Raw genomic sequence first — 24,526 nt, forward strand, 5'->3', positions numbered from 1 at the left:
TTTCTTTCAAGGTCAGCCTCCTGCCGTAGCAGACGCAAGCTTAGAGGCAAGACGTTCGATCAACATGCGGACCCGGCGGGGTTGTGTCACAGCCGAAGGATAGACTATCTGCAGGCTGGTACGACTCGCGGAAAAATCCTTGAGCAGCTCCACCAGCGTACCGCTGGCCAGATCTTCTTCGATATCCCGTTCGGATTTGAGCGCGATACCCAAACCAGTCTTGCACCAGTGGCGGACCAGGGCACCATCATTGGCGATGTACTTGCTGTTCACCATGACCTTGCGCATGCTTCCATTGATCACGAAGGGCCACGCATGATCAAGATTCTGGCCGAAACGCATGACGATACAGGCATGCTTTGCCAGATCCCCGGGATGCATAGGCACGCCATGAGCATCGACATATGCAGGCGCTGCACACACGATGCGTCGATGCATGCCTAGGGAGCGGGCACGCAGGCTACTGTCGGCAAGCGTTCCCTGGCGAATGGCAAAGTCGAGGCCTTGACCCACCAGGTCGACGTAACCATCGGTTAGATTCAGGTCGATGGTGATGTCGGGGTGTTCCATCACGAATGCATCGATGATGGGGACGATACGCTGGCGGCCGAAGTCTTCCGGAGCACTTAGGCGGATCGGGCCGGAGATGCGTTCCGTGCCGAGACGGATCCGGTTTTCCAGTTCTTCTGCCTCGGCCAACAGTCGCCGCGCACCTTCTACCAGTATCCGGCCTTCATCGGTCAGGCTGATTGCCCGTGTGGTGCGGATGAGCAACGTGGCACCGTAGTGGTTCTCGAGGGCCGCCAGGCGCTCGGAGACGGTGGCCGGAGAAAGCCCGAAATCGCGGCCGGCGGCGGCCAGCCCTCCTTTTTCGACAATTCGCAGGAATAAGGCGAGATGACTCAGTTCCATTATTTGGAAAATACGAATTATGAATTAAATTTATTGCTGATTATAAGGTGGTTTCGCATGAGGTAGAGTAGAGGGCACTGTGCGTTCGGGCACGTTTTCAAGACCTGTTCTTCGGGGAGTTCGCATGAAAGCCGTTGGCTTCTATCGTTATTTGCCTGTCACCGATCCCGACGTCTTTGTCGATCTGGATCTGCCTCGGCCCACGCCGCAGGGGCGAGACATCCTGGTTGCGGTCAAGGCTGTGTCGGTCAATCCGGTAGACGCCAAGGTGCGCGCACCCAAGGACAAGCAGGAGCCGGATGGCCGTGTCATTGGCTATGACGCGAGCGGTATCGTCGAAGCCGTCGGCCCGGAGGTGACGCTATTCAAGCCAGGTGACGAGGTGTATTACGCCGGGGATATTACCCGGACCGGGACTAACCAGGAGTTCCATCTGGTTGATGAGCGTATCGTCGGGTGCAAGCCGCGCAGCCTGTCATTTGCCGAGGCCGCTGCGCTGCCGCTGACGGCGATCACCGCCTACGAGTCTTTCTTTGACCGCTTGCGCATTGCGCGGGACGGAGCGGATCGCGGCCAATCTATCCTGATCATCGGTGGCGCCGGCGGGGTGGGTTCGATCGGTATCCAGCTGGCGAAGCAGGCCGGCCTGATCGTGATTGCGACCGCGTCGCGGCCGGAAACCATTGAATGGGTACGTGCCCTGGGTGCAGATCATGTCGTTGACCATCGCGGCTCCCTGGTCGAGCAGGTGCGTGCGGCGGGGTTCCGGTACGTGGATCACATTGCGATCTTCAATGACATGCGGCACTGGGATGCCGCCGTGGAGCTGATCCGCCCGCAAGGCGGCATTGTGTCGATCGACGATGCGAGCCTGCCGACGCCCATGGCTGGCATGAAAGTCAAGGCCGCCAGCTTCCATTGGGAGTACATGTTCGCGCGCGCCATGCACCAGACACCGGACATGATCGAGCAGCATCGGTTGCTGTCGCATGTGGCGGAGCTGATCGACGCTGGCCGCCTGCGTACGACCCTGGCGCAGGTACTTACGCCCATCAATGCCGCCAATCTGCGCGAGGCGCATCGCCGTGTGGAAGCCGGGCAGATGCGCGGCAAGATCGTCCTCGAAGGCTGGGGCAACTGATCAGGGTGCGGCGCCGCCGTGTGGCGGCGCACCTCACCGCCCGGTCAGGCGGCCCACTCGCTGGCTTCGAATTCGTACTGCTCGCGTTGCATCAGGTCATCGCGCTGCCAGATGACACGGTCGCGGCGGATCGTCAGCATCCACGTCGTCGTTGTGAGTGGGGCCGGCGCGCAGAAGGCTGACGGCTCGAGTACCGCATGGCACACACCGCCCGGATCGCGCACGGAGGCGTAGCGGATGACGCCGACCTCGGCCTGCCGGGCAACCCGCGCCATCCCCTGGCAGGGGCCATAGTCGCGTGGATCCGTCCATAGGGCTCTGTCGCTATCGAAAGGGGGCGCATCGAGCGCAATGCCCCGCGCCTTAACGCACACCTCGAAAACCGTTTGCGGGCGTGCATCGATAGCCCGCAACGCCGGACTGTCCATCAGGAAACGCCAGCGCCAGTAGCCGAGTTCCGCGCAGGCCGTGCGTGTCGTCGGCGCGCCATAAAAAATCCCCGGATCGTGGGGTGCGCGAAAGCGCGAGCCATACGGGGAGGGTGGATAGCGGAATGGCGTGAACAGCAGGTAGTGCAGCCCGCGCGCCGCAGCCGGAACGGGCGGTTTGCCGGCATCGAGAATATCCTCCAGCAACTGCTGCTCATCCAGGCTGTCGACCAGCGCCATGGTCGACACCACGTGCTGCGCCTCTACGGCGCGCCACAGCGTCAGCTTGAATGGCTGACGCTCAGACGCGACCGCGGATGGCGTCCAGGTAGTGAACGACACGGACCAGTCCCTCGGTTGAGCGCATCAGTTCCACTGGCTTGCCGCCGAGCGCCAGGTTGTCTTCATGCAGCCAAGTTCGCGCCTGTTCCCCGTGTCCGAGGATGGCGTCCAGCGAACGGAACATGCGTACGAACAGCACGCCGAATTCCCATTCCTTGCGATGGTTGTCCAGCACGTATTGGCCTCCCGCCATACGCGAGACCGAGGCAGCGCTCACCCCCAACACGCTGGCGACCAGCGATTGGCTGAGTCCAAGATGGCCGGCCGCACGCATGACCGCCTTCGTTAAGGTCGCGCCAGGATCTGGCACCGGCCGGGATGCAGAGAGTGGGCGATTCAGAATGGACATGGCTGACTCCTTTCTATGGAATCATTATAAATGATTTATTTCTATAGAGAGCATATAGCGCGGGATAGGTAGCTTGCAGATCACGTAATGATGTCTTCCCGCCACATCGGATTACCCGCCTATCAAAAGCATGGGGCCGAGAGTAAAATGGCGCGCTTGTGCACTGCAATATAAAACCGGGCGCGGCAGTTTCCGCCGACGACACGGAACAATGGAAATCGAATGAGCAACGTCGCCTCGCATTCATTGCCAGCCAACGGGCATGCATCCGAAAACCAGAGTCTTCGGCTCCTGATGCTCGGGGCGATTGGCGTGGTCTTTGGAGACATCGGCACCAGCCCGCTGTATGCCCTCAAGGAATGCTTCAGTCCGGAGCACGGTATTCCATTTTCCACTGAAGCCACCTACGGCATCATTTCCATGCTGTTCTGGGCGCTGATCCTGGTTGTGACGGTCAAGTACGTGGCCTTCGTCATGCGTGCCGACAATAACGGCGAGGGCGGTGTGCTGTCGCTGATGGCGCTGGCCTTGCGTTCAGCGGCGCCGGGCTCCGGCCGGGCGCGCATGTTCATGATGCTGGGTGTGTTTGCCGCCTGCATGCTATATGGCGAGTCGGTTATCACGCCGGCGATTTCGGTGCTATCGGCAGTTGAAGGACTGGAAGTGGCCGCGCCAGGCCTGAATCACTACGTCATTCCCATTACTGTGACGATCCTTACGGCCATCTTCCTGATCCAGCGTTTCGGTACCGAGGCGGTGGGCCGGCTGTTCGGTCCGATCACACTGCTGTGGTTCGTTTCTCTGGGCGCGTTGGGGCTGCTCAATATCATCAAGGCGCCCGAGATCCTTGTTTCGATCAATCCCTTCTATGCGTATGAGTTCGTTACCGAACATACGCTGCAGGCGTTCATCGTCATGGGTTCGGTCGTTCTGGTCGTCACGGGTGTGGAGGCGCTCTACCTCGACATGGGCCATTTCGGCGCCAAGCCGGTCAGGCTGGCATGGCTGTTCGTCGTGTTGCCGTGCCTGCTGCTGAATTACTTTGGGCAGGGTGCATTGCTGGTGACGACGCCGAGCGCCATCAGCAATCCGTTCTATCTGATGGTGCCAGAATGGGCGCTGTTTCCGATGGTGCTGCTGGCCACCTGTGCGACTGTCATTGCCTCGCAGGCCGTGATCTCGGGAGCGTTCTCGCTCACCAGCCAGGCCATCCAGCTGGGCCTGATGCCGCGCATGCTGATCCGTCACACGTCAGCCGCAGAGCGCGGGCAAATCTATATTCCGATCGTCAATTGGACGCTGCTCATCCTGGTTCTGATTACGGTCGTGTCATTCAAGAAATCCGAGAATCTGGCGGCTGCCTATGGTATTGCCGTCACGACCACCATGCTGATCACGACGCTGCTTGTCTCGGTCGTGATGAGGCGCGAGTGGGGGTGGAATCCCTTGCTGATCATCGGGTTGGTGATTGCCTTCCTCGTGATCGACATCGCATTCTGGACTGCCAACCTGATCAAGCTCAAAGACGGCGGCTGGTTCCCGCTATTGCTGGGATCCATCACGTTCTTCCTGCTGATGACCTGGTATCGCGGACGCGCATTGCTGCGCGCCCGCACGCTGGAGGACGGTATTCCGCTGGAGCCGTTTATTGCCGCGTTGCTGGCCTATCCGCCCCACCGCGTCGAAGGGACTGCAGTGTTCCTGACGGGCAATACCGAATCCGTGCCAGTGTCGCTGCTGCATAACTTGAAGCACAACCGGGTGCTCCATGAGCGCGTGGTCTTCATGAGTTTCGTCACGCGCGACATCCCCTATGTCAGCGACCTTGAACGCCTGAGCCTGACTGAACTCGGGAGCGGCGTGTACATCCTCAAGGCGGATTTTGGCTTCAAGGAAACGCCTGACGTCAACCAGGTGATGCAGCTGGCGCAATCCCAGCTGGACATGCCGTTCGAGCTGATGGACACGTCGTTCTTCATTGCACGTGAATCCGTGGTGCCGTCCAAGCTGCCGGGCATGTCGATGTTCCGGGAGCGCATTTTTGCCTGGATGCATCAGAATGGCGCAAAGCCTTCGGACTTTTTCCATATCCCCGCAAACCGGGTAGTGGAACTCGGGACGAAAGTCGAGATTTGACGGAAAGACAGAGGCGCGCGCCTTGGAGACGTAGCAGGCATCGCGGCCAACGACATCACTCGGCTCGCTGTCGCTCCCCGCGGGCGGAGCAAGACGTCTTCGCTGCCTAGCTAGCCCGCGAGCGGCGTGTGCCTGGGATACGTTCATCGAAGCGCCGCAGCACGTTGCGTGACCAAGGGGCGCCCTAGTCACGCAGTGATGTCACAGCACGGTCATTAGCGCTTCAGCTTGGCAAATGCCGCTGCCATCGCGCCGCCCATGGCCGGCTCGGCGGCTTGTCGGGGACCGCTCTGCCGCGGGCCGCGTGCCGCAGGTGCGCCGCGATCCGCGCCGGGGCGCGCAGCCTCCCCAGGCGTGTCATCGAGCCGCATGGACAGGCCGATACGGTTGCGCTTGGCGTCCACCTCCATCACCTTGACGCGGACGATCTGTCCGGCCTTGACCACTTCATACGGATCCTTGACGAACTTGTTCGACAGCGCGGAAATGTGTACGAGGCCATCCTGGTGCACACCGATATCGACGAATGCGCCAAAGGCAGCCACGTTTGTCACCACACCCTCGAGCACCATGCCCGGCACCAGGTCGCGAATATCCTCCACGCCCTCCTGGAAGGTGGCCGTCTTGAATTCGGGACGCGGATCGCGTCCGGGTTTTTCCAGTTCGGTGAGGATGTCGCGCACCGTTGGTTCACCGAAACGTTCATCGGTAAACTCCCGGGCCGAGAGGCCACGCAGCGTCTCGGAATTCCCCATGACATCGCGGATTCCCTTCTTGATCCGCTCCAGGATACGCTGCACCACCGGATAGGCCTCGGGGTGCACCGACGAGCGGTCGAGTGGATTCTCGCCATCGTTGATGCGCAGGAAGCCTGCTGCCTGCTCGAAAGTCTTGTCGCCAAGGCGCGGCACTTTCAGCAAGGCTGCGCGCGAGGCAAACGGGCCATTAGCATCGCGGAACTCGACGATATTGCGTGCCAGCGTGCTGTTCAGGCCGGATACGCGCGCCAGCAAAGCGACCGAGGCGGTATTCACATCCACGCCGACCGCATTCACGCAGTCTTCCACCACGGCGTCGAGGGCACGCGCCAGCTCGCGCTGGTTCACGTCGTGCTGGTACTGGCCCACGCCGATTGATTTCGGCTCGATCTTGACGAGTTCGGCCAGCGGATCCTGCAGGCGGCGGGCAATCGACACTGCCCCGCGCAGCGATACATCCAGGTCCGGAAATTCCTTGGCCGCGAGTTCCGATGCGGAGTACACGGACGCGCCGGCTTCGCTGACCACGATCTTGGTCATACCAAGGTCGGGCAGCCCTTTGATCAAGTCCTGTGCCAGCTTGTCGGTTTCGCGGCTGGCGGTGCCGTTGCCGATGGCGATCAACTTCACGCCATGCTTCTTGCACAGCGCGCCGAGCGTCGCTAGCGAACCATTCCAGTCGCGGCGCGGCTCATGCGGGTAGATCGTGCTGGTATCGAGCAGCTTGCCGGTCGCATCAACCACAGCGACCTTCACACCGGTTCGCAAGCCTGGATCGAGACCCAGGACGGCCTTGGGGCCAGCTGGTGCAGCCAGCAGCAGTTCGTGCAAATTGCGGCCAAAGACCTTGATTGCTTCAGCCTCAGCAGCTTCGCGCAGTTGCATCAGCAATTCGCTTTCCAGATGCGGCTGAACCTTCACGCGCCAGCACCAGCGACAGACATCCGAGAGCCACTTGTCGGCCGGGCGGCCTTCGTTGCGAATGCCGACGTGTGCAGCGATTACACCTTCGCAGGGATGCGGCACGAGCGCATCCTGCTCTTCGCCCAGCCCGAGGCGCAGCATCAGCACGCCGGCATTGCGTCCCCGGAACAATGCCAGTGCGCGATGGGAAGGCACGGTGCGGATCGTTTCCGAGTAGGCATAGTAATCGCGGAACTTCTCTTCCTCGGCGGTTTCCTTGCCGGCCACCACTGTCGAGGCCAACACACCTTGCTGCCACAGCATGTCGCGCAGGCGGCCGAGCAGGGCGGCGGTTTCGCCGAACTCTTCCGAGAGGATGTCGCGTGCGCCATCCAGTGCGGCCTTGGTATCGGCCACGCCGCCTTCGTTGGCCGGCTTGTCGTTGACGTACTTGGCGGCTTCGGTCTGCGGATCAAGCATCGGATTTTCGAGCAGCGCGCGTGCCAGCGGCTCGAGGCCGGCTTCGCGGGCGATCTGCGCGCGGGTGCGTCGTTTCTGCTTGTAGGGCAGGTAGAGATCTTCCAGTGCCTGCTTGGTCGCGGCTGCTTCCACTGCGGTACGCAACTCATCGGTCAGCTTGCCTTGCTCTTCTATCGACGCCAGGATCGCAGCACGCCGGTCTTCCAGTTCGCGCAGATACAGCAGGCGCTCTTCGAGCTGCCGCAACTGCGTATCGTCGAGGTTGCCAGTGACCTCCTTGCGGTAGCGTGCGATAAAGGGCACGGTGGCGCCTTCGTCGAGCAGGGCGACCGCAGCGGCGACCTGGCGGGGTTGTACGGAGAGTTCAGCCGCGATATGCGACACGATTTTCTGCAGTACGGAATCGGACATTCAGTGGGTCTCGCTTGCTTGCAATCACAATGCCGGCACGCAAACGTGCCGAAAGCGGGGCATTTTGCCACAAGCGTACGGTGCGTCTGCCAGTCGCTCCGTGCGAGGGCCCGAGTGATAGAATTCGGCCATGGGTATGCAACTTCATTTCCGACTTTCTTGGGCTCGCCTCGTGCGGCCATGGCTGGCCATGCTGCTGGCGGCTTCTGCCTGGAATTGCCAGGCGGCCACGGCGCAGGGCGGACGCGACTTCGACGCCGAGCGCAACACGCTTGATGCCGCGCGGCAGTGGACCGAATATCGCTTCAAGGAAGCGGAGCATGCATGCTATGACCGCTTTTTTGTGAACGCCTGTCTCAACAAGGCAGAGGATATCCGCCGCGAGGCACTGCAGGATATCCGCCGCCGTGAAATCGCGGTGAACGACGCCGAGCGTGCGCAGAAAGCAGCCATCCGGGATCGCGAGGCGGCCATCCGCAAGGCCCAGTACGAGGCAGAGCAGGGCCAACGCGATGCCGAGGCGCGCCGCAACCAGGCCGCGTTTGACGAAAAACAGCGCGCCCACGCAATGCGCGAAGCCGAGCGTGCTGCGGAAGCCCCACAGCGTGCCGAGAATGCGGCCGAGCATGCCCGCAAACAGGCGGATTTCGACGCCAAGATCCGGCAGGCTCACGAGGAAGGCGCGCGAAAGGCGCAGGAACGTGCACGTAATGTTGAGGCCTTCGAGCAGAAGCAGCGCGATGCGCAGACCCGCCAGCAGCAGCTCGAAGAGCGCCGCGAGAAGGCAAAAGAGCGTGCCGAGAAAGGCCAGCCTCGTAGCCCGTTGGGCAATTGAATCGGCCGGAACGACTGCAGCATGCGCACCCTGTCCCCGGGTGCGCCGGGAGAACAGAAAAATGGATCAGGACCTGAATACCATTTCGCGGCAACTGATCGAACTGCAGATCGAGCACCGCGATCTCGACTATCTGATCGACCGGATCGCCGCCGCACCGGATTGCGACGAGCTGCATCTGAAGCGGCTCAAGAAGCGCCGGCTCAAGCTCAAGGATACGATCATGCTGCTGCAGTTGCAGCTCGAGCCTGATCACCTTGCCTGAAATGATGTTGGCGGCAATGGCCTTGCCGCCCGTGCAGAACGATTTTGTCCGACACCACGCCTTCCCACGCCCCAGTCTCCACTGATACGCCAGCGCGCATATCTGCAGCGCGCCCATCGCCCGCGCATGAAGCCGAACTGCAATCGATGTTTGCCGAGGATGGCGCCTTCTCTACAGCTATTCCCGGATACCGGCCGCGCCAGTCGCAGCGCGACATGGCATGCGCGGTCGCCGGCGCCATCGAGGCCAATGGCTCGCTGATCGTCGAGGCCGGGACCGGCACCGGCAAGACTTACGCCTACCTCGTCCCGGCGATGCTGTGGGGCGGCAAGGTGATTGTGTCGACAGGCACGAAGAACCTGCAGGACCAGCTATTTCTTCGCGATATCCCGGCGGTGCGCAAGGCGCTCAATGTGCCCGTCACCGTGGCGCTGCTGAAAGGGCGTAGCAACTACGTGTGCCACTACCACCTCGAGCGGGCCAGCCAGAATGGGCGGCTCGCGTCGCGGCAGGATGCGGCAAACCTGCGCGAAATCAACCGCTTCCTGAAGACCACGCGCAGCGGCGACAAGGCGGAGCTGTCGTCCGTACCGGAGAATGCCCCGGTATGGCAACTGGTGACATCGACACGCGATAACTGCCTGGGATCCGATTGCGCATACTACAAAGACTGCTTCGTCATGCAGGCCCGCAAGGAAGCCCAGCAGGCGGACGTGGTGGTGGTCAACCACCACCTGTTCTTTGCCGACGTGATGCTCAAGGACACTGGTATGGCTGAGCTGCTGCCCGCAGCCAATACCATCATTTTCGACGAGGCGCATCAGCTTCCGGATACGGCAACGCTGTTCTTCGGTCAGACCTTGTCGACCAACCAGATTCTCGAGCTGGCTCGCGATACTGTGGCGGAAGGGCTGTCGCAGGCGCGCGACGCAGCCGATTGGGCGGCCGTCGCAGCGCCTGTGGAGCGGGCCGCGCGTGATCTGCGGCTGGTGTTCCGTCAGGACGGCGCGCGCCTGTCGGTCACGCAGATCGAGGCCGATGCCGACATGGGCCGACAGTTCGGCGAGACGCTGGAGGCCTTGCGCAGCGCACTGTCGGATTTTGCCGCAGTGCTGGAAACGCAGGCAGAGCGTGCCGAAACGATCGAGCAGTGCCATCGCCGCGCTGTCGCGATCTGCACGCAACTGGAAGCGTGGATTGCGCCGGACAAGGCACCGGCCGAGGCCGAATCGGTGCGCTGGGTGGAGGTGTTCTCTTCCGCCGTACAGCTGCACCTCACGCCGCTGTCCATTGCGGGTATTTTCAGCAAGCAGCGTGCAGGTGTGCCGCGTGCCTGGGTATTCACCTCGGCGACGTTGTCTGTCAAAGGCAATTTCACGCACTATGCCGCGCAACTGGGGCTCGACCGCGAGGCATCCATGACGCTGCCCAGTCCCTTCGACTACGGCCGACAGGGATTGCTGTATGTGCCGCGCGACCTGCCGCAACCGCAGTCGCCGCAGTTCACCGATGCCGTGGTCGATGCGGCTTTGCCGCTGATCGAGGCCAGCGGTGGGCGCGCCTTCCTGCTGTGCACCACGTTGCGTGCCGTGGAACGGGCGGCGGACCGCCTGCGCGATGAGTTCGAGTCGCGTGGCTGGGAGATGCCGCTGCTGGTGCAAGGGCAGGCGAGCCGTACAGAACTGCTGGACCGTTTCCGCGAGCTGGGCAACGCCGTGCTGGTCGGCAGCCAGAGTTTCTGGGAAGGCGTCGATGTCAGAGGCGATGCCCTGTCACTGGTGATCATCGACAAACTGCCGTTCGCGCCGCCGGACGATCCCGTACTGGCGGCCCGCATGGAGGTCTTGCAGAAGAAAGGCCTTAGCCCGTTTGCCGTGCATCAGCTGCCGCATGCCATCATTGCGCTGAAGCAGGGCGCAGGGCGCCTGATCCGTTCGGAGAGCGATCGTGGTGTGCTGATGATCTGCGATGTGCGACTCGTCGAAAAGGCTTATGGCAAGCAGATCTGGCAGAGCCTGCCGCCATTCCGCCGCAGCCGCGAGCGCACTACGGCCGTGGAGTTTCTACGCCGTGTCCGGCACGCAAGCAAGGCCGGCGAGGCTGGATCGGCGACGCCGTCATCGGACACGCTATCCGAGGCGGTAGGCGAGTAACGCCCCGCATCATTGTCAGGGACATGCCTTGCCCAGGCTCAACCATGAGGGCCGCATTCGCAGCATGAAAAAAAACGGCGCTCAGGGGCGCCGTCTTTCGTTTGAGGTCTCAGGCATGAGGCCTGGCTGTAGCTATCCTCAAGTTATTGCTTCTCAGGGATTGCTCGGACCCCAGAACTTCCACCACGGCCGGTCGACTTGGCGTGCGCCATAGCGAATGAAGTCGCTGTCCGGGAAATTCTTGTCGAGCACGCGGCGTGCATCGTCGCGCAGATCGGTCATGCCGAGGGCATCGTACGATTTCACCATCAGGTACAACGCTTCTTCGAGGGCAGGGGCCTTGTCGTAGTCGCGCAGCGCCTGCTGGGCACGGTTGGCGGCGGCGACATACGCGCCACGCCTGTAGTAATAGCGGGCCGCATGGACTTCGTGCTGGGCCAGCGCGTTGACGATGTACTGCATGCGCAGCGCCGCATCGGGCGTGTACTTGCTGTCCGGATAACGCGTGGTCAGCACGTTGAACGCATCATAGGCGGCACGGGCAGCCTTCGGGTCGCGCTCGCTCAGGTCCTGGCCCGAGAAGCGGCCGAGAAAGCCCAGGTTATCGTTGAAGTTGATCAGGCCTTTCAGGTAGTAGGCGTAATCGATGTTCGGGTGGTTCGGATGCAGCTGGATGAAGCGGTCGACCGCGGCGATGGCTGCCGCGGTTTCACCATCCTTGTAGTTCGCATATGCGGTATCGATCTGCGCCTGCTGGGCATACCGGCCGAACGGATAGCGCGCTTCGAGTTTTTCGTAGAGCTTGACGGCTCGCGTAAAATCCCCGGTATCGAGAGCATCCTTGGCTTCGACATACAGCTTGTTGGCCGACCAGCCAGCAGTTTCGTCTACCTCGTCGGGCAGCAGTCCGCAGGCGGAGATCAGAACACAGCTGCAGGCGACCAGCGTTGCGCCGACATATGCGCGCCAACCGGTGCGTTTCGTGCTCAAGCGTTCCATGTGCAGGTTTCCAGAATGGTGAAAATTAGCGCGTTCCATTATATCCGAACCCCGAGCGCCAAAAGCCGCCCGGCGGCTGACTTTTCGGATGTCGCGGGCGGTATCGGCCAGCCCGCTTCATCCGATGACACGGATTTTGACGAGAATGAATTCGACGGGCTGGCGATGCCCGGCACCACCACCACGGGGCACGGGGAGTTCGCTCCCGTGGTGTTCGAAGCGGGCACGGCACAGCATGGCCAGCGGCTCGACAAATCGCTGGCGGCATGGATGCCGGCATTTTCGCGCAGCCGTATCCAGCAGTGGATCGAGCACGGCGCGGTGCAGGTCAACGGTAAGCCGAGCAAGACCAAGGCCACGCTGATGTTGGGTGATCGCATCGATGTCGCGCCCGAACCCGCGCCGGAGGACCTGGCATTCGCCCCGGCCGATGTGCCGCTCGATGTCGTTTATGAAGACGACAGCCTGCTGGTAATCAACAAACCGGCTGGTCTGGTGGTGCATCCCGCGGCCGGCAACTGGAGCGGCACGGTACTCAATGGCGTGCTGTATCGCGATCCGCAAGCCAGCCGTCTGCCGCGCGCCGGTATCGTGCACCGGCTCGACAAGGAAACATCGGGCCTGATGGTGATCGCCCGCACCTTGACGGCGCAGACGGATCTCGTGCGCCAGCTGCAGGCGCGCACGGTCAAACGAACCTACCTCGCCCTGGTGTGGGGCGAGCCGCCGGAGAGCGGCACCATCGACGCGCCGATTGGCCGCGATCCGCGCGAGCGGACGCGCATGGCGATCATCGAATCCGCCAGTGGCAAGCCGGCGTGCACCCATTTCGAGACCTTGCAGACCGTCGATCTTGGACGGAGTACGATTTCCCTGGTGCGCTGCCAACTGGAAACCGGCCGGACCCACCAGATCCGTGTCCACTTCCAGGCCTTCGGCTACCCCTTGGTGGGTGATCCGGTCTATGCGCGCGCAGTGACGCGCGGGCGGGCTCAGGTCATGCGCGCACCGCTGCCGTTGCCGTTCGAGCGCCAGGCCTTGCATGCGTTCCGTCTCGGATTGCGTCATCCGGTGGACGGGCGTACGCTCGAATGGCGTGCAGCGCCGCCAGCGGACATGCTGGCGCTCATGGATGCCCTGGGGTTCGAGACCGATGCCGACGACCGCAATGCTGACGACTGATGACCTGCTGGTACCAGAGTGGCCCGCGCCGCCCAATGTGCGGGCCCTGTCCACGACACGACGTGGCGGTGTCAGCCTGCCGCCCTATGGCGCAACGGCAAAGCTGCCGGGCGGCTTGAACCTGGGTACGCATGTTGGCGATCTCCCTGGACATGTCGCAGAGAACCGCCTGCGCCTGCAGGCACACCTGCCGCACACGCCGCTGTGGCTCGACCAGGTGCATGGCTGCAGTGTGGTCATGGCGCCGGTCGAAGGCAGCATACCGTCTGCCGACGCCAGTATCGCCACGCGGCCACAGGCGGTCTGCGCCGTCATGACGGCCGACTGCCTGCCTGTCTTGCTGTGCGATCGCGCAGGCACGGTGGTTGGCGCGGCGCATGCCGGCTGGCGCGGCCTCTGTGCCGGCGTGCTCGAACAGACACTTGAGCGGATGCGCAGCCATGCCCGCGAGGGCGATGCAAGCGAGTGGCTGGCATGGCTTGGCCCGGCCATTGGTCCCACCGCATTCGAAGTTGGTAGCGAGGTGCGCGATGCCTTCCTTGCCGCGGCGCTGGAGAGCGAGCAACCTGCCACCAGCGCGGCCTTTGTGCCACATGGCGATGCCGCCGCACGGCGTGCCGGCAAATATCTGGCCGATCTGTATGCGCTGGCGCGCATTCGACTCGCGCGGGCAGGTTACGTGGAGGTCAGCGGTGGTACGCGCTGCACTTACACGGAGGCCGATGTGTTCTATTCGTATCGCCGTGACCAGCGTACGGGACGGATGGCCTCACTCGTGTGGCTGGCGGACTGATGGCGGTGCCTGCGGTGGCTCGCTTGGCGGAGGTACAGGGCGTGCATCCATACCAGATGTCGGCGCTTCTTCCTGTGCGGAAGGTGACGCATCGCGTTCGAGCGCTTGCCGGCGACGGCGCCGCGCTGGCGTGCCCACCAACCATAGAAACAACGCTAGCGGCGCCAGCCCATACAGCAGAAACGTAGCAACGCCCGCGACTACCGACCGCTCGGTCAGGGACATCATCAGGACGACATACAGCCAGGCGATCGCTACGATATACATGGGGCAGTTTGATGAAGATCTAACAATGCGTGGATCCATGCATCGATTCGATGTTGTAGGGGGCTGGACGCATTGACATGTCCGCGCACGCCGTGCAACATGATCCAACGACATGAATCACCAGAAACAGCAGCAGGCGAAAGCATACCGCATGCGGCTGCGTGTACCCGGTGCCATGCATGGCACCCGGCCGATCCGGCCAGACCGTGATGACCGCAAAGTCCACCGGGTTGTTCCCGGTGTGTATACCGCAGACGCGCATTGCGCTGTTCAGCCGACGAGGACAACATGGTTTCCAGATCTTCCTCTTCAGCGCAATCGACTGAAGACAAGTCAACGCCTTTTTCCATGTTTTCCCAGATGACCGATCCGACCAGATGGCTCGAGGCCATGCAGCAGTGGCAGGGCCATACCGGCGCTGGCGCCGCGCTGGCAGGGCTGCCGACAGGTACACGCGTCGATCCCGATCGCATGCTCGCGATTCAGCGCGACTATACCAACGGCGTGCGCCAGCTCTGGCAGGGGATGCTGAGCCAGGGTGCAACGCCAGCACTGCCGGATCGCCGCTTTGCCGGCGAGGCATGGACCGGTCACGCCCCTTATGCCTTTACCGCAGCCTTTTACTTGCTCAATGCACGGGCCATGCTGCAGATGGCGGAAGCCATCGAGGGCGAGCCCAAGGTCCAGCAGCGCATCCGCTTTGCTGTTTCGCAATGGGTTGATGCGATGTCGCCGGCCAACTTTCTGGCAACCAACCCGGAAGCGCAGCAGGCGCTGATCGAATCGCATGGCGAATCGCTGCAGCATGGCATTCAGCACATGCTTGAGGATCTCGGCAAGGGCAAGATCTCGCATACCGATGACAGCGCTTTCGAGGTCGGACGCAACCTCGCCGTCACGCCGGGCGATGTCATTTACGAGAACGAATATTTTCAGCTGATCCAGTACCACCCGCTGACGGACAAGGTGTTCGCGCGGCCGCTGTTGATCGTGCCGCCGTGCATCAACAAGTTCTACGTGCTCGACCTGCAGCCGGAGAACTCGCTGGTGCGCTACGCGGTAGAACAGGGGCATACCGTCATGCTGGTGTCGTGGCGCAATCCCGGCAACGACATGGCCGACCGTACGTGGGACGACTATATCGAGCATGCGGCTATCCAGGCCATCCACGTGACCCAGGCAGTCAGCCGCCAGAAGCAGATCAATGTACTAGGGTTCTGCGTAGGCGGCACGATCCTGTCGACTGCGCTGGCCGTGCTGGCGGCGCGTGGCGAACATCCGGCGGCCAGCCTGACGCTGCTGACGGCGATGCTTGATTTTACCGATACCGGCGTGCTCGACGTGTTCGTGGACGAAGCGCATGTCGCCTTGCGCGAACATACCATCGGCGGACAGGGCGGAACGCCGGCCGGGATATTGCATGGCACGGAACTGGCTAATACCTTTTCATTCTTGCGTCCGAACGATCTGGTGTGGAACTACGTGATCGACAACTATCTGAAAGGCAAGTCGCCCACGCCGTTCGATATCCTGTACTGGAACGGCGATTCCACCAATCTGCCCGGACCCTGGTACTGCTGGTACCTGCGTCATACCTATCTGCAGAACGATCTGATGCATCCGGGGCGGCTTACCGTGTGTGGCGCGCCGGTCGATTTTGGTCAGCTCGACATGCCGGTGTATCTCTACGGTTCGCGCGAGGACCATATCGTGCCCTGGACGACAGCGTATGCATCGGCTGCGCTGTTACCTGGCGACAAGCGTTTCGTGCTGGGGGCCTCGGGACATATCGCTGGCGTTATCAACCCGCCGGCGAAGAAGAAGCGTTCCTACTGGACCGCCGAGACGCTCCCGGTGAAGGCAGAAGCCTGGCTTGCGTCTGCACAGGAGCATCCCGGCAGCTGGTGGACCGACTGGTCGGCATGGCTGGCCGGACATGGCGGGGCGCGCAAGGCGGCGCCGCGTGCCACGGGCAACGCGCAGTACCAGCCGATCGAGCCAGCGCCGGGCCGGTATGTGAAAGCACGCGCATGATCGCTGGATGACGTGTGCACGGGATATGCATTAAATAGCGGCGCGTGTCGATCCGCAATCTGACACACGCCTGTGATATATCGTTGGGCAGGCAAGCTTGCCCCGATGGCAGCATGGCGAAGCAGACGTTTCAACAGATGTTTCGCGGCATTGGAAAGAGTGCATTACAAAACGAGGACTGGACATGACAGACGTTGTGATTGTTTCCGCCGCACGGACCGCGGTCGGCAAGTTTGGCGGCTCTCTGGCACGCGTGGCTGCACCGGAATTGGGCGCCACGGTGATTCGCGCCGCACTGGAGCGCGCCAAAGTGGCGCCGGACCAGGTCAGCGAAGTCATCATGGGCCAGGTGCTGGCGGCCGGCTCGGGGCAGAATCCCGCGCGCCAGGCTTCCCTCAAGGGTGGCCTGCCGGTGATGGTGCCGGCCATGACCATCAACAAGGTCTGCGGCTCGGGTCTGAAGGCCGTAATGCTTGCCGCGAACGCCATCATGGCGGGCGATGCCGATATCGTGGTGGCTGGCGGGCAGGAAAACATGAGCGCCTCCCCGCACGTACTGCTGGGCTCGCGCGACGGCTTCCGCATGGGCGACGCCAAGATGGTCGACTCGATGATCGTCGACGGCCTCTGGGATGTGTATAACCAGTACCACATGGGCATCACCGCCGAGAATGTCGCCAAGGAATACGGTATTGGCCGCGAGGCCCAGGACGCCTTCGCGGTGGATTCCCAGAACAAGGCCGAGGCCGCGCAGAAGGCCGGCCGCTTTACCGATGAAATCGTTCCGGTGATGATTCCGCAGCGCAAGGGTGATCCGTTGGCCTTCGCGACCGATGAATATGTACGCCAGGGCGCCACGCTGGATTCCATCGCCAGCCTGAAGCCCGCTTTTGACAAGGCAGGCTCGGTGACCGCTGGCAACGCTTCGGGGCTCAACGATGGCGCGGCCGCTGTGGTCGTGATGTCGGCCAAACGTGCAGAACAGCTTGGCCTCACACCGCTGGCACGCATCAAGGCCTACGCGACCGCCGGCGTGGATCCAAAAGTGATGGGCATGGGGCCCGTACCGGCTTCGCAACGCTGCCTATCGCGCGCCGGCTGGTCGGTGGACGACCTCGACCTGATGGAAATCAACGAGGCGTTCGCCGCCCAGGCGCTGGCCGTGCACCAGCAGATGAAATGGGATACGTCCAAGGTCAACGTCAACGGCGGGGCGATCGCCATCGGCCATCCGATTGGCGCATCCGGCTGCCGCATCCTGGTGACGCTGCTGCATGAAATGCAGCGCCGTGGTGCGCACAAGGGCCTGGCATCGCTGTGCATTGGCGGTGGCATGGGCGTGGCACTGGCTGTCGAACGTCCCTGACCAGGCCGGAGCGCATCAGCACCAATCATCCCGGGTCGCACCAAGGTGGGGCGGCCGGGCACTCGAATAGAACGCAAGCGGAGCAGACATGAGCAAGAAAATCGCGTACGTCACGGGCGGCATGGGTGGCATCGGCACCGTGATCTGCCAGCGCCTGGCCAAGGAAGGCTATACGGTGGTTGCAGGCTGTGGCCCCAATTCCCCGCGCCGAGCCAAGTGGCTCGAGCAGCAAAAGGAACTCGGCTATGATTTCATTGCCTCCGAAGGCAACGTGGCGGACTGGGATTCCACCAAGGCTGCCTTCGACAAGGTCAAGGCCGAAGTCGGACAGATCGACATCCTCGTCAACAATGCCGGCATCACGCGCGACGTGGTATTCCGCAAGATGACGCGCGCCGACTGGGATGCCGTAATCGACACCAACCTGACCTCGCTGTTCAACGTCACCAAGCAGGTGATCGACGGCATGTGCGATCGCGGTTTTGGCCGCGTCGTCAACATCTCGTCGGTGAACGGCCAGAAGGGGCAATTTGGCCAGACCAACTACTCGACTGCCAAGGCGGGTATCCACGGCTTCACCATGGCCCTGGCGCAGGAGGTGGCAACGAAGGGCGTGACGGTCAATACCGTGTCGCCGGGTTATATCGCCACCGATATGGTCAAGTCGATCCGTGAGGATGTGCTGGACAAGATCATTCAGACCATTCCGGTGAAGCGCCTGGGCACGCCAGCCGAGATTGCCTCGATCTGCGCGTGGCTGGCCTCCGAGGAAGCCGGCTTTGCAACCGGGGCCGATTTCTCGCTGAACGGCGGCCTGCACATGGGCTGATGGCCACCTTTTGTGTCGCGGCAAGCTTTGTTTGCCGCGATGCAATACCGGCCTGCCGGGCCGTTCGATCGCACTGGCTCGGGTTTTCCCGATTCGTGTGATCTTTCCTTTGCGCCTTGATGGGCTTAGAATCGGATGAAGAGGACGGTCCGTACCCGTGGGCCGATACCCGTGTTTCCGATCACCAGCGCGATGCGCATTGCCGCACTGCATCCAATGCGGCGCAGCAGCCACCAAGCGAAACAACAGGACAGGATCAATGGCCACGAGCAAAAAGAGCGCGGAACGACTGATCAAGAAATATCCCAACCGACGCCTGTACGATACGCAAACCAGCACCTACATTACCCTTGCCGATGTGAAGCAGCTGGTGATGGAGTCCGAGGATTTTCGCGTGGTCGATGCCAAATCCGGCGAGGACCTCACGCGCAGCATCCTGCTGCAGATCATCCTGGAAGAGGAAACCGGCGGGGCGCCGATGTTCTCCGGCCCCATGCTGTCGCAGATCATTCGTTTCTACGGGCATGCCATGCAGGGCATGATGGGCACGTATCTCGAAAAGAATATCCAGGCCTTTATCGATATCCAGAACAAACTCGCCGAGAATTCCAAGGACCTCTATCCGGGTAGTCCCGCGCTCAATGCCGACGTGTGGTCGCAGTTCATGAATATGCAGGGCCCGATGATGCAGGGCATGATGAGCAGCTACATCGAGCAGAGCAAGAATCTCTTCATGCAGATGCAGGAGCAGATGCAGTCGCAGACTCAGAACATGTTCGGCACGTTTCCGTTCAATCACCAGAACGACAAGAAATCGTCCTGAGTACCGTCGCCATATAGTCGCCATACGGCGGCATCGCAAAAAAAGGGAGCCAATGGCTCCCTTTCTTGTTGGTACCGTTTGTGTCGCCGGTATCAGTCATGCGGGCGCGCGTGCACGCCGTGCGCCGGGCGTGCCGATGCGTCTGATCAACCGACGCACCTGATGTGCCCCTCTAGGCTGGCAGCAACTGCTTCAACGTCTGCTTGATCATTTGCGCACGCTTGGCCACATCGGCGAGATCGCCTTCGATCCGCAGCCGGTCCTGCCCGGCCAGCTTGATATTGCGGTTCTTCTGTACCAGGTCGATGATCTTCAGCGCGTCCACTGGCGGATTCGGCATGAACTGCATGACGATGGTCTTCTCGCCCGCGTCGATCTTGCGAATCCCCAGTGGCTTGGCCGACAGGCGCAGGCGATGAGTCTCGATCAAAGCCTGCGCCTGTACGGGCAACTTCCCGAAACGGTCGATCAGTTCCTCATGCAGCGCATCGATCTGTTCCGCCGTCTCACAATTGGCGAGGCGCTTGTAGAGCGACAGGCGTTCGTGGACATCGCCGCAGTAGTCGTTTGGCAGCAGGGCGGGGGAGCCGAGGCTGATTTCCGTCGTGGCATGCAACGGTGCCATCAGATCGGGTTCCTTGCCGGCCTTCAGGGCCTTCACGGCTTCGTTCAGCATCTCGGTGTAGAGCTGGAAACCGATTTCCTGGATCTCGCCCGATTGTTTGTCGCCCAGCACTTCGCCGGCGCCGCGAATTTCCAGGTCATGCATGGCGAGATAGAAGCCCGAGCCGAGCTCCTCCATCTGCTGGATTGCTTCCAGCCGGCGATAGGCCTGCTTGGTCATGCCATCCAGATCCGGCACGAGCAGGTAGGCATATGCCTGGTGATGCGAGCGGCCGACCCGTCCGCGCAACTGATGCAGCTGCGCCAGGCCGAACTTGTCCGCCCGGTGGATCAGGATGGTATTGGCGGTGGGCACGTCGATACCGGTTTCGATGATGGTGGTGCACAGCAGGATATTGGCCCGCTGCGCCACGAAATCGCGCATCACGCGTTCGAGATCGCGCTCGTGCATCTGGCCGTGGGCCACCACGACACGGGCCTCTGGCACCAGCGCCTCCAGGGCGGCGCGCTTGTTCTCGATGGTCTCGACTTCGTTGTGGAGGAAGTACACCTGCCCGCCGCGCTTGAGTTCGCGCAGGATCGCTTCGCGCAGCACGCCGTCTTCCTCGCGGCGCACAAAAGTCTTGATCGCCAGTCGCTTCTGTGGCGCCGTGGCGATCACCGAGAAATCGCGCAAGCCTTCGAGCGCCATGCCCAGCGTGCGCGGGATCGGCGTCGCGGTCAGCGTCAGGATATCAACCTCGGCGCGCAAGGTCTTGAGCGCTTCTTTCTGGCGCACGCCGAAACGGTGCTCCTCGTCGATGATCACCAGGCCGAGGCGCTTGAACCGTACGTCCGGCGACAGCAGCTTGTGCGTGCCGATAACGATATCGACCGTGCCGTCATTGATAGCCTTGACGGCGGCATCGATTTCCTTCTTGCTCTTGAAACGTGAGATTTCCGCGATCCGTACTGGCCACTCGGCGAAGCGGTCGGTCAGGGTCTGGAAATGCTGCTCGGCCAGCAGTGTCGTCGGTGCGAGGATCGCCACCTGCTTGCCGCCCATCACCGCCACGAAGGCGGCGCGCAACGCTACCTCGGTCTTGCCGAAGCCGACGTCGCCACACACCAGCCGGTCCATCGGCTTGCCGGAGGTCATGTCGCCGATCACCGCCTGGATGGCGGCAGCCTGGTCGGGTGTTTCCTCGAAGCCAAAGCTGTCGGCAAAGGTTTCATAGTCCTTGTGCGACAAAGCGAACGCGTGGCCTTCGCGGGCCGCGCGGCGCGCGTAGAGGTTCAGCAATTCCGCCGCGGTATCACGGATCTGTTCGGCTGCGCGGCGGCGCGCACGCTCCCATTGGCCCGATCCGAGCTGATGGATCGGCGCCGATTCTGGATCAGCGCCCGAGTATCGCGAAATCACGTGCAGCTGGTGCACCGGCACATACAGCTTGCTGCCGCTGGCATAGTCAAGGTGCAGGAACTCTTCTTCGCCCTGGCCGAGGTCAAGCGTGACCAGTCCCTGGTACCGCCCGATGCCGTGTTCGCTGTGTACGACCGGATCGCCGATCTTCAATTCGGCAAGATCGCGCACCATGGCATCGACAGCGCTTGCCTGCTCCTGCTTGCGGCGGCCGGTACGGCGCATGGTTGCCGCGAATAGTTCGGCCTCGGTCACGAAGGCCAGGGCTTCGGCGGGAATCGCAAAGCCTGAATGCAGGGGGGCGACGCTCAAGGCAAAGCGTGCATCAGAGGCAAGAAAGGCCTGCAGGCCATCGACCTGGGCTGGCTGCAAGCCGCTTTCGCCGAAGAGTTGTGCCAGCGTCTCGCGCCGGCCGGCCGAATCGGCGCACACCAGCACGCGCGCATCGCTGCGCATCAGGAACGACTCGAGATTGACCAGCGGATCCTCGGCGCGGCGATTGACTGCCACATCAGGAATCGGCGTCGTCAGGGCGTCCGGGGATGGGTCAGCCTTGAGCACGAGACGTGCGTGTACGCCGGCCGCGATATGGAAGGCATCTTCCTGCAGGAACAGCGTCTCAGGTAGCATCAGCGGTCGTTCGCGGTTGTGCCGCATGAAGTTGTAGCGCTGTTGCGTGTCCTGCCAGAAACGGCGGATGGCGTCTTCGAGATTGCCCACATAGGCAATCTGCGTCTCGGTCGGCAGATAGTCGAACAGCGTCGCCGTGCTGTCGAAGAACAGCGGCAGGTAGTACTCGATACCCGCGCTGGGCACGCCGTTGCCGATGTCCTTGTAGATCGTTGAGCGGCTTGGGTCCCCCTCGAAGATCTCGCGCCAGCGGCCGCGGAATGCGGTGCGCGCGGCCTCGTCCATGGGGAATTCGCGGCCTGGCAACAACCGGACCTCATCGACGGGGTAGAGGCTGCGCTGACTGTCGGGATCGAAGGCACGGATGCTGTCGATTTCGTCGTCGAACAGGTCGAGGCGGTACGGCAGGCCCGAACCCATCGGAAACAGGTCGATCAGGCCGCCGCGTACGCTGTATTCGCCGGGGCGCATCACGGCGCTCACATGCTCGTAGCCAGCCAGCGTCAGTTGGGCCTTCAAGGCCGCCTCGTCGAGCTTCGCCCCGCGCTTGAAGAAGAAGGTGTAGGCGGCCAGAAAGGCGGGCGGGGCGAGCCGATAGAGCGCAGTCGTGGCCGGGACGATGACAATGTCGCATTGTCCTGTCTGGATGTCATGCAGCGTCGCCAGCCGCTCCGAGACCAGGTCCTGGTGTGGCGAAAAGCTGTCGTACGGCAACGTCTCCCAGTCCGGCAGCAAGCGGATCTTCAGGTCTGGCGCATACCAGCCGATCTCATCCGTCAGGCGTTGCGCATCCACTGCGCTCGCGCACACCACGGCGAGCATGGGAACCGTCGCACGGTGGCGCAGGAAATACCGGGCCAGCAACAACGCGTCGGCGGAGCCGTGCAGGCCGGCAAACACAAAGCGCTGGCCAGCTTTGACCAATGGAAGGGCTTCGAGGCGGAGATCGGACATAAAAACGGCAAAACCCCGCCGGACGTGCGGGCGGGGGTGGTTCCTGTGTGGGGCAGCGGCACCGGCGCGGCAAAATGCCGGGGTGTGCAGACTGCGGTCAACCGTTATTATAAAATCCCGGACGGCATTGCTGCAGCATTGCCGTGCCAATCTGCGTATTTTCGATGGTGCTGTCCGTTGCGGGCCGAACCGTCCTACCGTCGCCCGCGGGGCGTGCCTGATGACCCTGTCTTTCGATCCTGCTGGATCCCTCCGTCCTGCCGATGATGCCGCGGCACCTGGCTCACCTCGCTTCTACGGCCTGATTCCATGTGCGGGCGTCGGGTCGCGTGCAGGCACAACCCAGCCCAAGCAATATGAGCCGCTCGCCGGTGTGCCGATGCTGCGCTACGCGCTGGCGGCGTTCTCCGCCAGTCCTTCGATTGCCCGTACCGTGCTGGTGCTGGCGCCAGGCGACCAGTCGCTGCATCGCCGTTTCGACGAGGCGCTGTTTGCGGGGCTGCGTTTCGACGTTGCGTATTGCGGCGGCGCGTCGCGTCAGGCCTCGGTGCGTAATGGACTCGATGCACTGGTCGCGCGGGGTGCAGGGGCGGATGACTGGGTACTGGTGCATGATGCAGCCCGGCCGGGGCTGCTGCCCGGCATGATCGAGAACCTCGTCCGGCACGCGGACGGCGACGGCGCATTGCTCGCCCTGCCGGTGGCCGACACCCTGAAACGGGCAGATGACACAGCTTGCAGCGCCGGTACGGTTTCCCGGGATGGCCTCTGGCAGGCGCAGACGCCGCAAATGTTCCGCATCGGCCGCCTGATGGATGCGCTCGATCAGGCCGAGGCCAGCGGGGCTGTCGTCACGGACGAGGCCAGTGCGGTGGAGTTGCTGGGGGACCGGCCGGCGCTGGTGCGTGGCTCGCTGCGCAATTTCAAGGTAACGTATCCTGAAGACTTCGCGCTGGCTGAGTGTTTTCTCGCTAGCAATCCTCATTCTTCCAGGCGGGAACCATGATTCCATTCGACGTTCGGGTCGGGCAGGGCTATGACGTGCATGCGCTGGTGGCGGGCCGCCCGCTGATTCTTGGCGGCGTGACGATTCCCCATGACAAGGGCCTGCTCGGCCATTCCGATGCCGATGCCTTGTTGCATGCCCTGACCGATGCGCTGTTCGGCGCGGCCGGGCTTGGCGATATCGGTCGCCATTTCCCCGATACCGATCCTGCGTTTGCCGGAGCGGACAGCCGCGTGCTGCTGCGTGAAGCCGCCGCACGCGTGCGCGCCGCCGGCTATGCCATCGGCAATGTCGACGCGACCGTGATTGCCCAGGCGCCCAGGCTGGCGCCACATGTCAACGGCATGGTCGAGAATATCGCGCAGGATCTTGGCATCGCTGTTGAACGTGTCAACGTCAAGGCCAAGACCAACGAAAAACTGGGTTACCTGGGCCGTCAGGAAGCCATCGAGGCGCAAGCCGTGGCCTTGCTGCTGCGTTGCGAAGGTGAATCGAAGGATTGAG

The 24,526-nt window shown here is 62.4% G+C and carries 20 protein-coding genes; 13 read left to right on the forward strand and 7 right to left on the reverse strand.

Annotated elements, in window-relative coordinates:
- Positions 1-12 precede the first annotated feature (12 nt).
- Positions 13-912: a LysR family transcriptional regulator gene (locus ACQ3C8_RS06440; RefSeq protein ID WP_428852875.1), complete on the reverse strand. Its 900-nt coding sequence runs from the start codon at positions 910-912 to the stop codon at positions 13-15.
- Positions 913-1,036: 124 nt separating this feature from the next.
- Here ACQ3C8_RS06440 and ACQ3C8_RS06445 point away from each other — a divergent pair, with 124 nt between their 5' ends.
- Positions 1,037-2,053, forward strand: a complete 1,017-nt coding sequence (locus ACQ3C8_RS06445; RefSeq protein WP_428852876.1) for a zinc-binding alcohol dehydrogenase family protein — start codon at positions 1,037-1,039, stop codon at positions 2,051-2,053.
- A 44-nt stretch (positions 2,054-2,097) separates the two neighbouring features.
- Here ACQ3C8_RS06445 and ACQ3C8_RS06450 read toward each other — a convergent pair whose 3' ends face one another.
- Both ACQ3C8_RS06450 and ACQ3C8_RS06455 read right to left on the reverse strand, forming a co-directional pair.
- The gene (locus ACQ3C8_RS06450; RefSeq protein WP_009522526.1) at positions 2,098-2,823 is read right to left on the reverse strand and encodes an RES family NAD+ phosphorylase; all 726 of its coding nucleotides are present in this window, start codon (positions 2,821-2,823) and stop codon (positions 2,098-2,100) included.
- On the reverse strand, positions 2,783-3,172 hold the full coding sequence (locus tag ACQ3C8_RS06455) for an MbcA/ParS/Xre antitoxin family protein (protein WP_428852877.1): 390 nt from the start codon (positions 3,170-3,172) through the stop codon (positions 2,783-2,785). Before ACQ3C8_RS06455 ends, ACQ3C8_RS06450 begins: the two co-directional genes overlap by 41 nt.
- 222 nt (positions 3,173-3,394) lie before the next feature.
- Here ACQ3C8_RS06455 and ACQ3C8_RS06460 point away from each other — a divergent pair, with 222 nt between their 5' ends.
- Positions 3,395-5,308 carry a potassium transporter Kup gene (locus ACQ3C8_RS06460; RefSeq protein ID WP_009522528.1) on the forward strand — a complete coding sequence of 638 codons (1,914 nt, stop codon included), beginning with the start codon at positions 3,395-3,397 and terminating at the stop codon, positions 5,306-5,308.
- Positions 5,309-5,523: 215 nt separating this feature from the next.
- Here ACQ3C8_RS06460 and ACQ3C8_RS06465 read toward each other — a convergent pair whose 3' ends face one another.
- On the reverse strand, positions 5,524-7,860 hold the full coding sequence (locus tag ACQ3C8_RS06465; RefSeq protein WP_428852878.1) for a Tex family protein: 2,337 nt from the start codon (positions 7,858-7,860) through the stop codon (positions 5,524-5,526).
- Between the two features lie 130 nt (positions 7,861-7,990).
- Here ACQ3C8_RS06465 and ACQ3C8_RS06470 point away from each other — a divergent pair, with 130 nt between their 5' ends.
- The 3 genes from ACQ3C8_RS06470 (at position 7,991) to ACQ3C8_RS06480 (ending at position 11,113) form a co-directional block, all read left to right on the forward strand.
- Complete coding sequence (locus ACQ3C8_RS06470) at positions 7,991-8,695, forward strand: hypothetical protein (RefSeq protein WP_428852879.1); 705 nt, start codon at positions 7,991-7,993, stop codon at positions 8,693-8,695.
- Positions 8,696-8,756: 61 nt separating this feature from the next.
- A complete protein-coding gene (locus tag ACQ3C8_RS06475) occupies positions 8,757-8,960 on the forward strand; it encodes a DUF465 domain-containing protein (RefSeq protein WP_009522531.1) in 204 nt (67 codons plus the stop codon).
- 146 nt (positions 8,961-9,106) lie between these two features.
- Positions 9,107-11,113 carry an ATP-dependent DNA helicase gene (locus tag ACQ3C8_RS06480; protein WP_428853043.1) on the forward strand — a complete coding sequence of 669 codons (2,007 nt, stop codon included), beginning with the start codon at positions 9,107-9,109 and terminating at the stop codon, positions 11,111-11,113.
- 153 nt (positions 11,114-11,266) lie between these two features.
- Here the strand turns inward: ACQ3C8_RS06480 and ACQ3C8_RS06485 are convergent, their stop codons facing one another.
- Positions 11,267-12,112: an outer membrane protein assembly factor BamD gene (locus tag ACQ3C8_RS06485; protein WP_428852880.1), complete on the reverse strand. Its 846-nt coding sequence runs from the start codon at positions 12,110-12,112 to the stop codon at positions 11,267-11,269.
- Between the two features lie 15 nt (positions 12,113-12,127).
- Between ACQ3C8_RS06485 and ACQ3C8_RS06490 the strand changes: the two genes are divergently transcribed.
- Positions 12,128-13,294, forward strand: a complete 1,167-nt coding sequence (locus ACQ3C8_RS06490; protein ID WP_428852881.1) for an RluA family pseudouridine synthase — start codon at positions 12,128-12,130, stop codon at positions 13,292-13,294.
- Positions 13,266-14,087 (forward strand): peptidoglycan editing factor PgeF, encoded by an 822-nt coding sequence (gene pgeF, locus ACQ3C8_RS06495; RefSeq protein ID WP_428852882.1) that lies wholly within the window; start codon positions 13,266-13,268, stop codon positions 14,085-14,087. The genes ACQ3C8_RS06490 and pgeF overlap by 29 nt, the downstream gene beginning before the upstream one ends.
- Here pgeF and ACQ3C8_RS06500 read toward each other — a convergent pair.
- Positions 14,064-14,354, reverse strand: a complete 291-nt coding sequence (locus ACQ3C8_RS06500; RefSeq protein WP_428852883.1) for a hypothetical protein — start codon at positions 14,352-14,354, stop codon at positions 14,064-14,066. The two genes, pgeF and ACQ3C8_RS06500, sit on opposite strands and share 24 nt — an antisense overlap.
- A gap of 288 nt (positions 14,355-14,642) precedes the next feature.
- On the opposite strand from ACQ3C8_RS06500, the gene phaC reads away from it, so the two are divergent.
- From phaC to phaR, 4 genes are all read left to right on the forward strand, one after another.
- On the forward strand, positions 14,643-16,388 hold the full coding sequence (gene phaC / locus ACQ3C8_RS06505) for a class I poly(R)-hydroxyalkanoic acid synthase (protein ID WP_428852884.1): 1,746 nt from the start codon (positions 14,643-14,645) through the stop codon (positions 16,386-16,388).
- Positions 16,389-16,572: 184 nt separating this feature from the next.
- Complete coding sequence (locus tag ACQ3C8_RS06510; RefSeq protein ID WP_428852885.1) at positions 16,573-17,754, forward strand: acetyl-CoA C-acetyltransferase; 1,182 nt, start codon at positions 16,573-16,575, stop codon at positions 17,752-17,754.
- An 88-nt stretch (positions 17,755-17,842) separates the two neighbouring features.
- Positions 17,843-18,583, forward strand: coding sequence for a 3-ketoacyl-ACP reductase (locus ACQ3C8_RS06515; protein ID WP_009522538.1), 741 nt, complete (start codon positions 17,843-17,845; stop codon positions 18,581-18,583).
- 259 nt (positions 18,584-18,842) lie between these two features.
- Positions 18,843-19,406, forward strand: a complete 564-nt coding sequence (gene phaR, locus ACQ3C8_RS06520) for a polyhydroxyalkanoate synthesis repressor PhaR (RefSeq protein WP_009522539.1) — start codon at positions 18,843-18,845, stop codon at positions 19,404-19,406.
- 172 nt (positions 19,407-19,578) lie between these two features.
- On the opposite strand, the gene mfd is transcribed toward phaR, so the two are convergent.
- The gene (gene mfd / locus ACQ3C8_RS06525; RefSeq protein WP_009522540.1) at positions 19,579-23,016 is read right to left on the reverse strand and encodes a transcription-repair coupling factor; all 3,438 of its coding nucleotides are present in this window, start codon (positions 23,014-23,016) and stop codon (positions 19,579-19,581) included.
- A gap of 220 nt (positions 23,017-23,236) precedes the next feature.
- Between mfd and ispD the strand changes: the two genes are divergently transcribed.
- A complete protein-coding gene (gene ispD / locus ACQ3C8_RS06530) occupies positions 23,237-24,022 on the forward strand; it encodes a 2-C-methyl-D-erythritol 4-phosphate cytidylyltransferase (RefSeq protein WP_428852886.1) in 786 nt (261 codons plus the stop codon).
- On the forward strand, positions 24,019-24,525 hold the full coding sequence (gene ispF / locus ACQ3C8_RS06535; protein WP_428852887.1) for a 2-C-methyl-D-erythritol 2,4-cyclodiphosphate synthase: 507 nt from the start codon (positions 24,019-24,021) through the stop codon (positions 24,523-24,525). Before ispD ends, ispF begins: the two co-directional genes overlap by 4 nt.
- The last annotated feature ends 1 nt before the right edge of the window (position 24,526 follow it).

This window comes from Imbroritus primus, from assembly GCF_964332355.1.
Classification (GTDB): domain Bacteria; phylum Pseudomonadota; class Gammaproteobacteria; order Burkholderiales; family Burkholderiaceae; genus Imbroritus; species Imbroritus primus.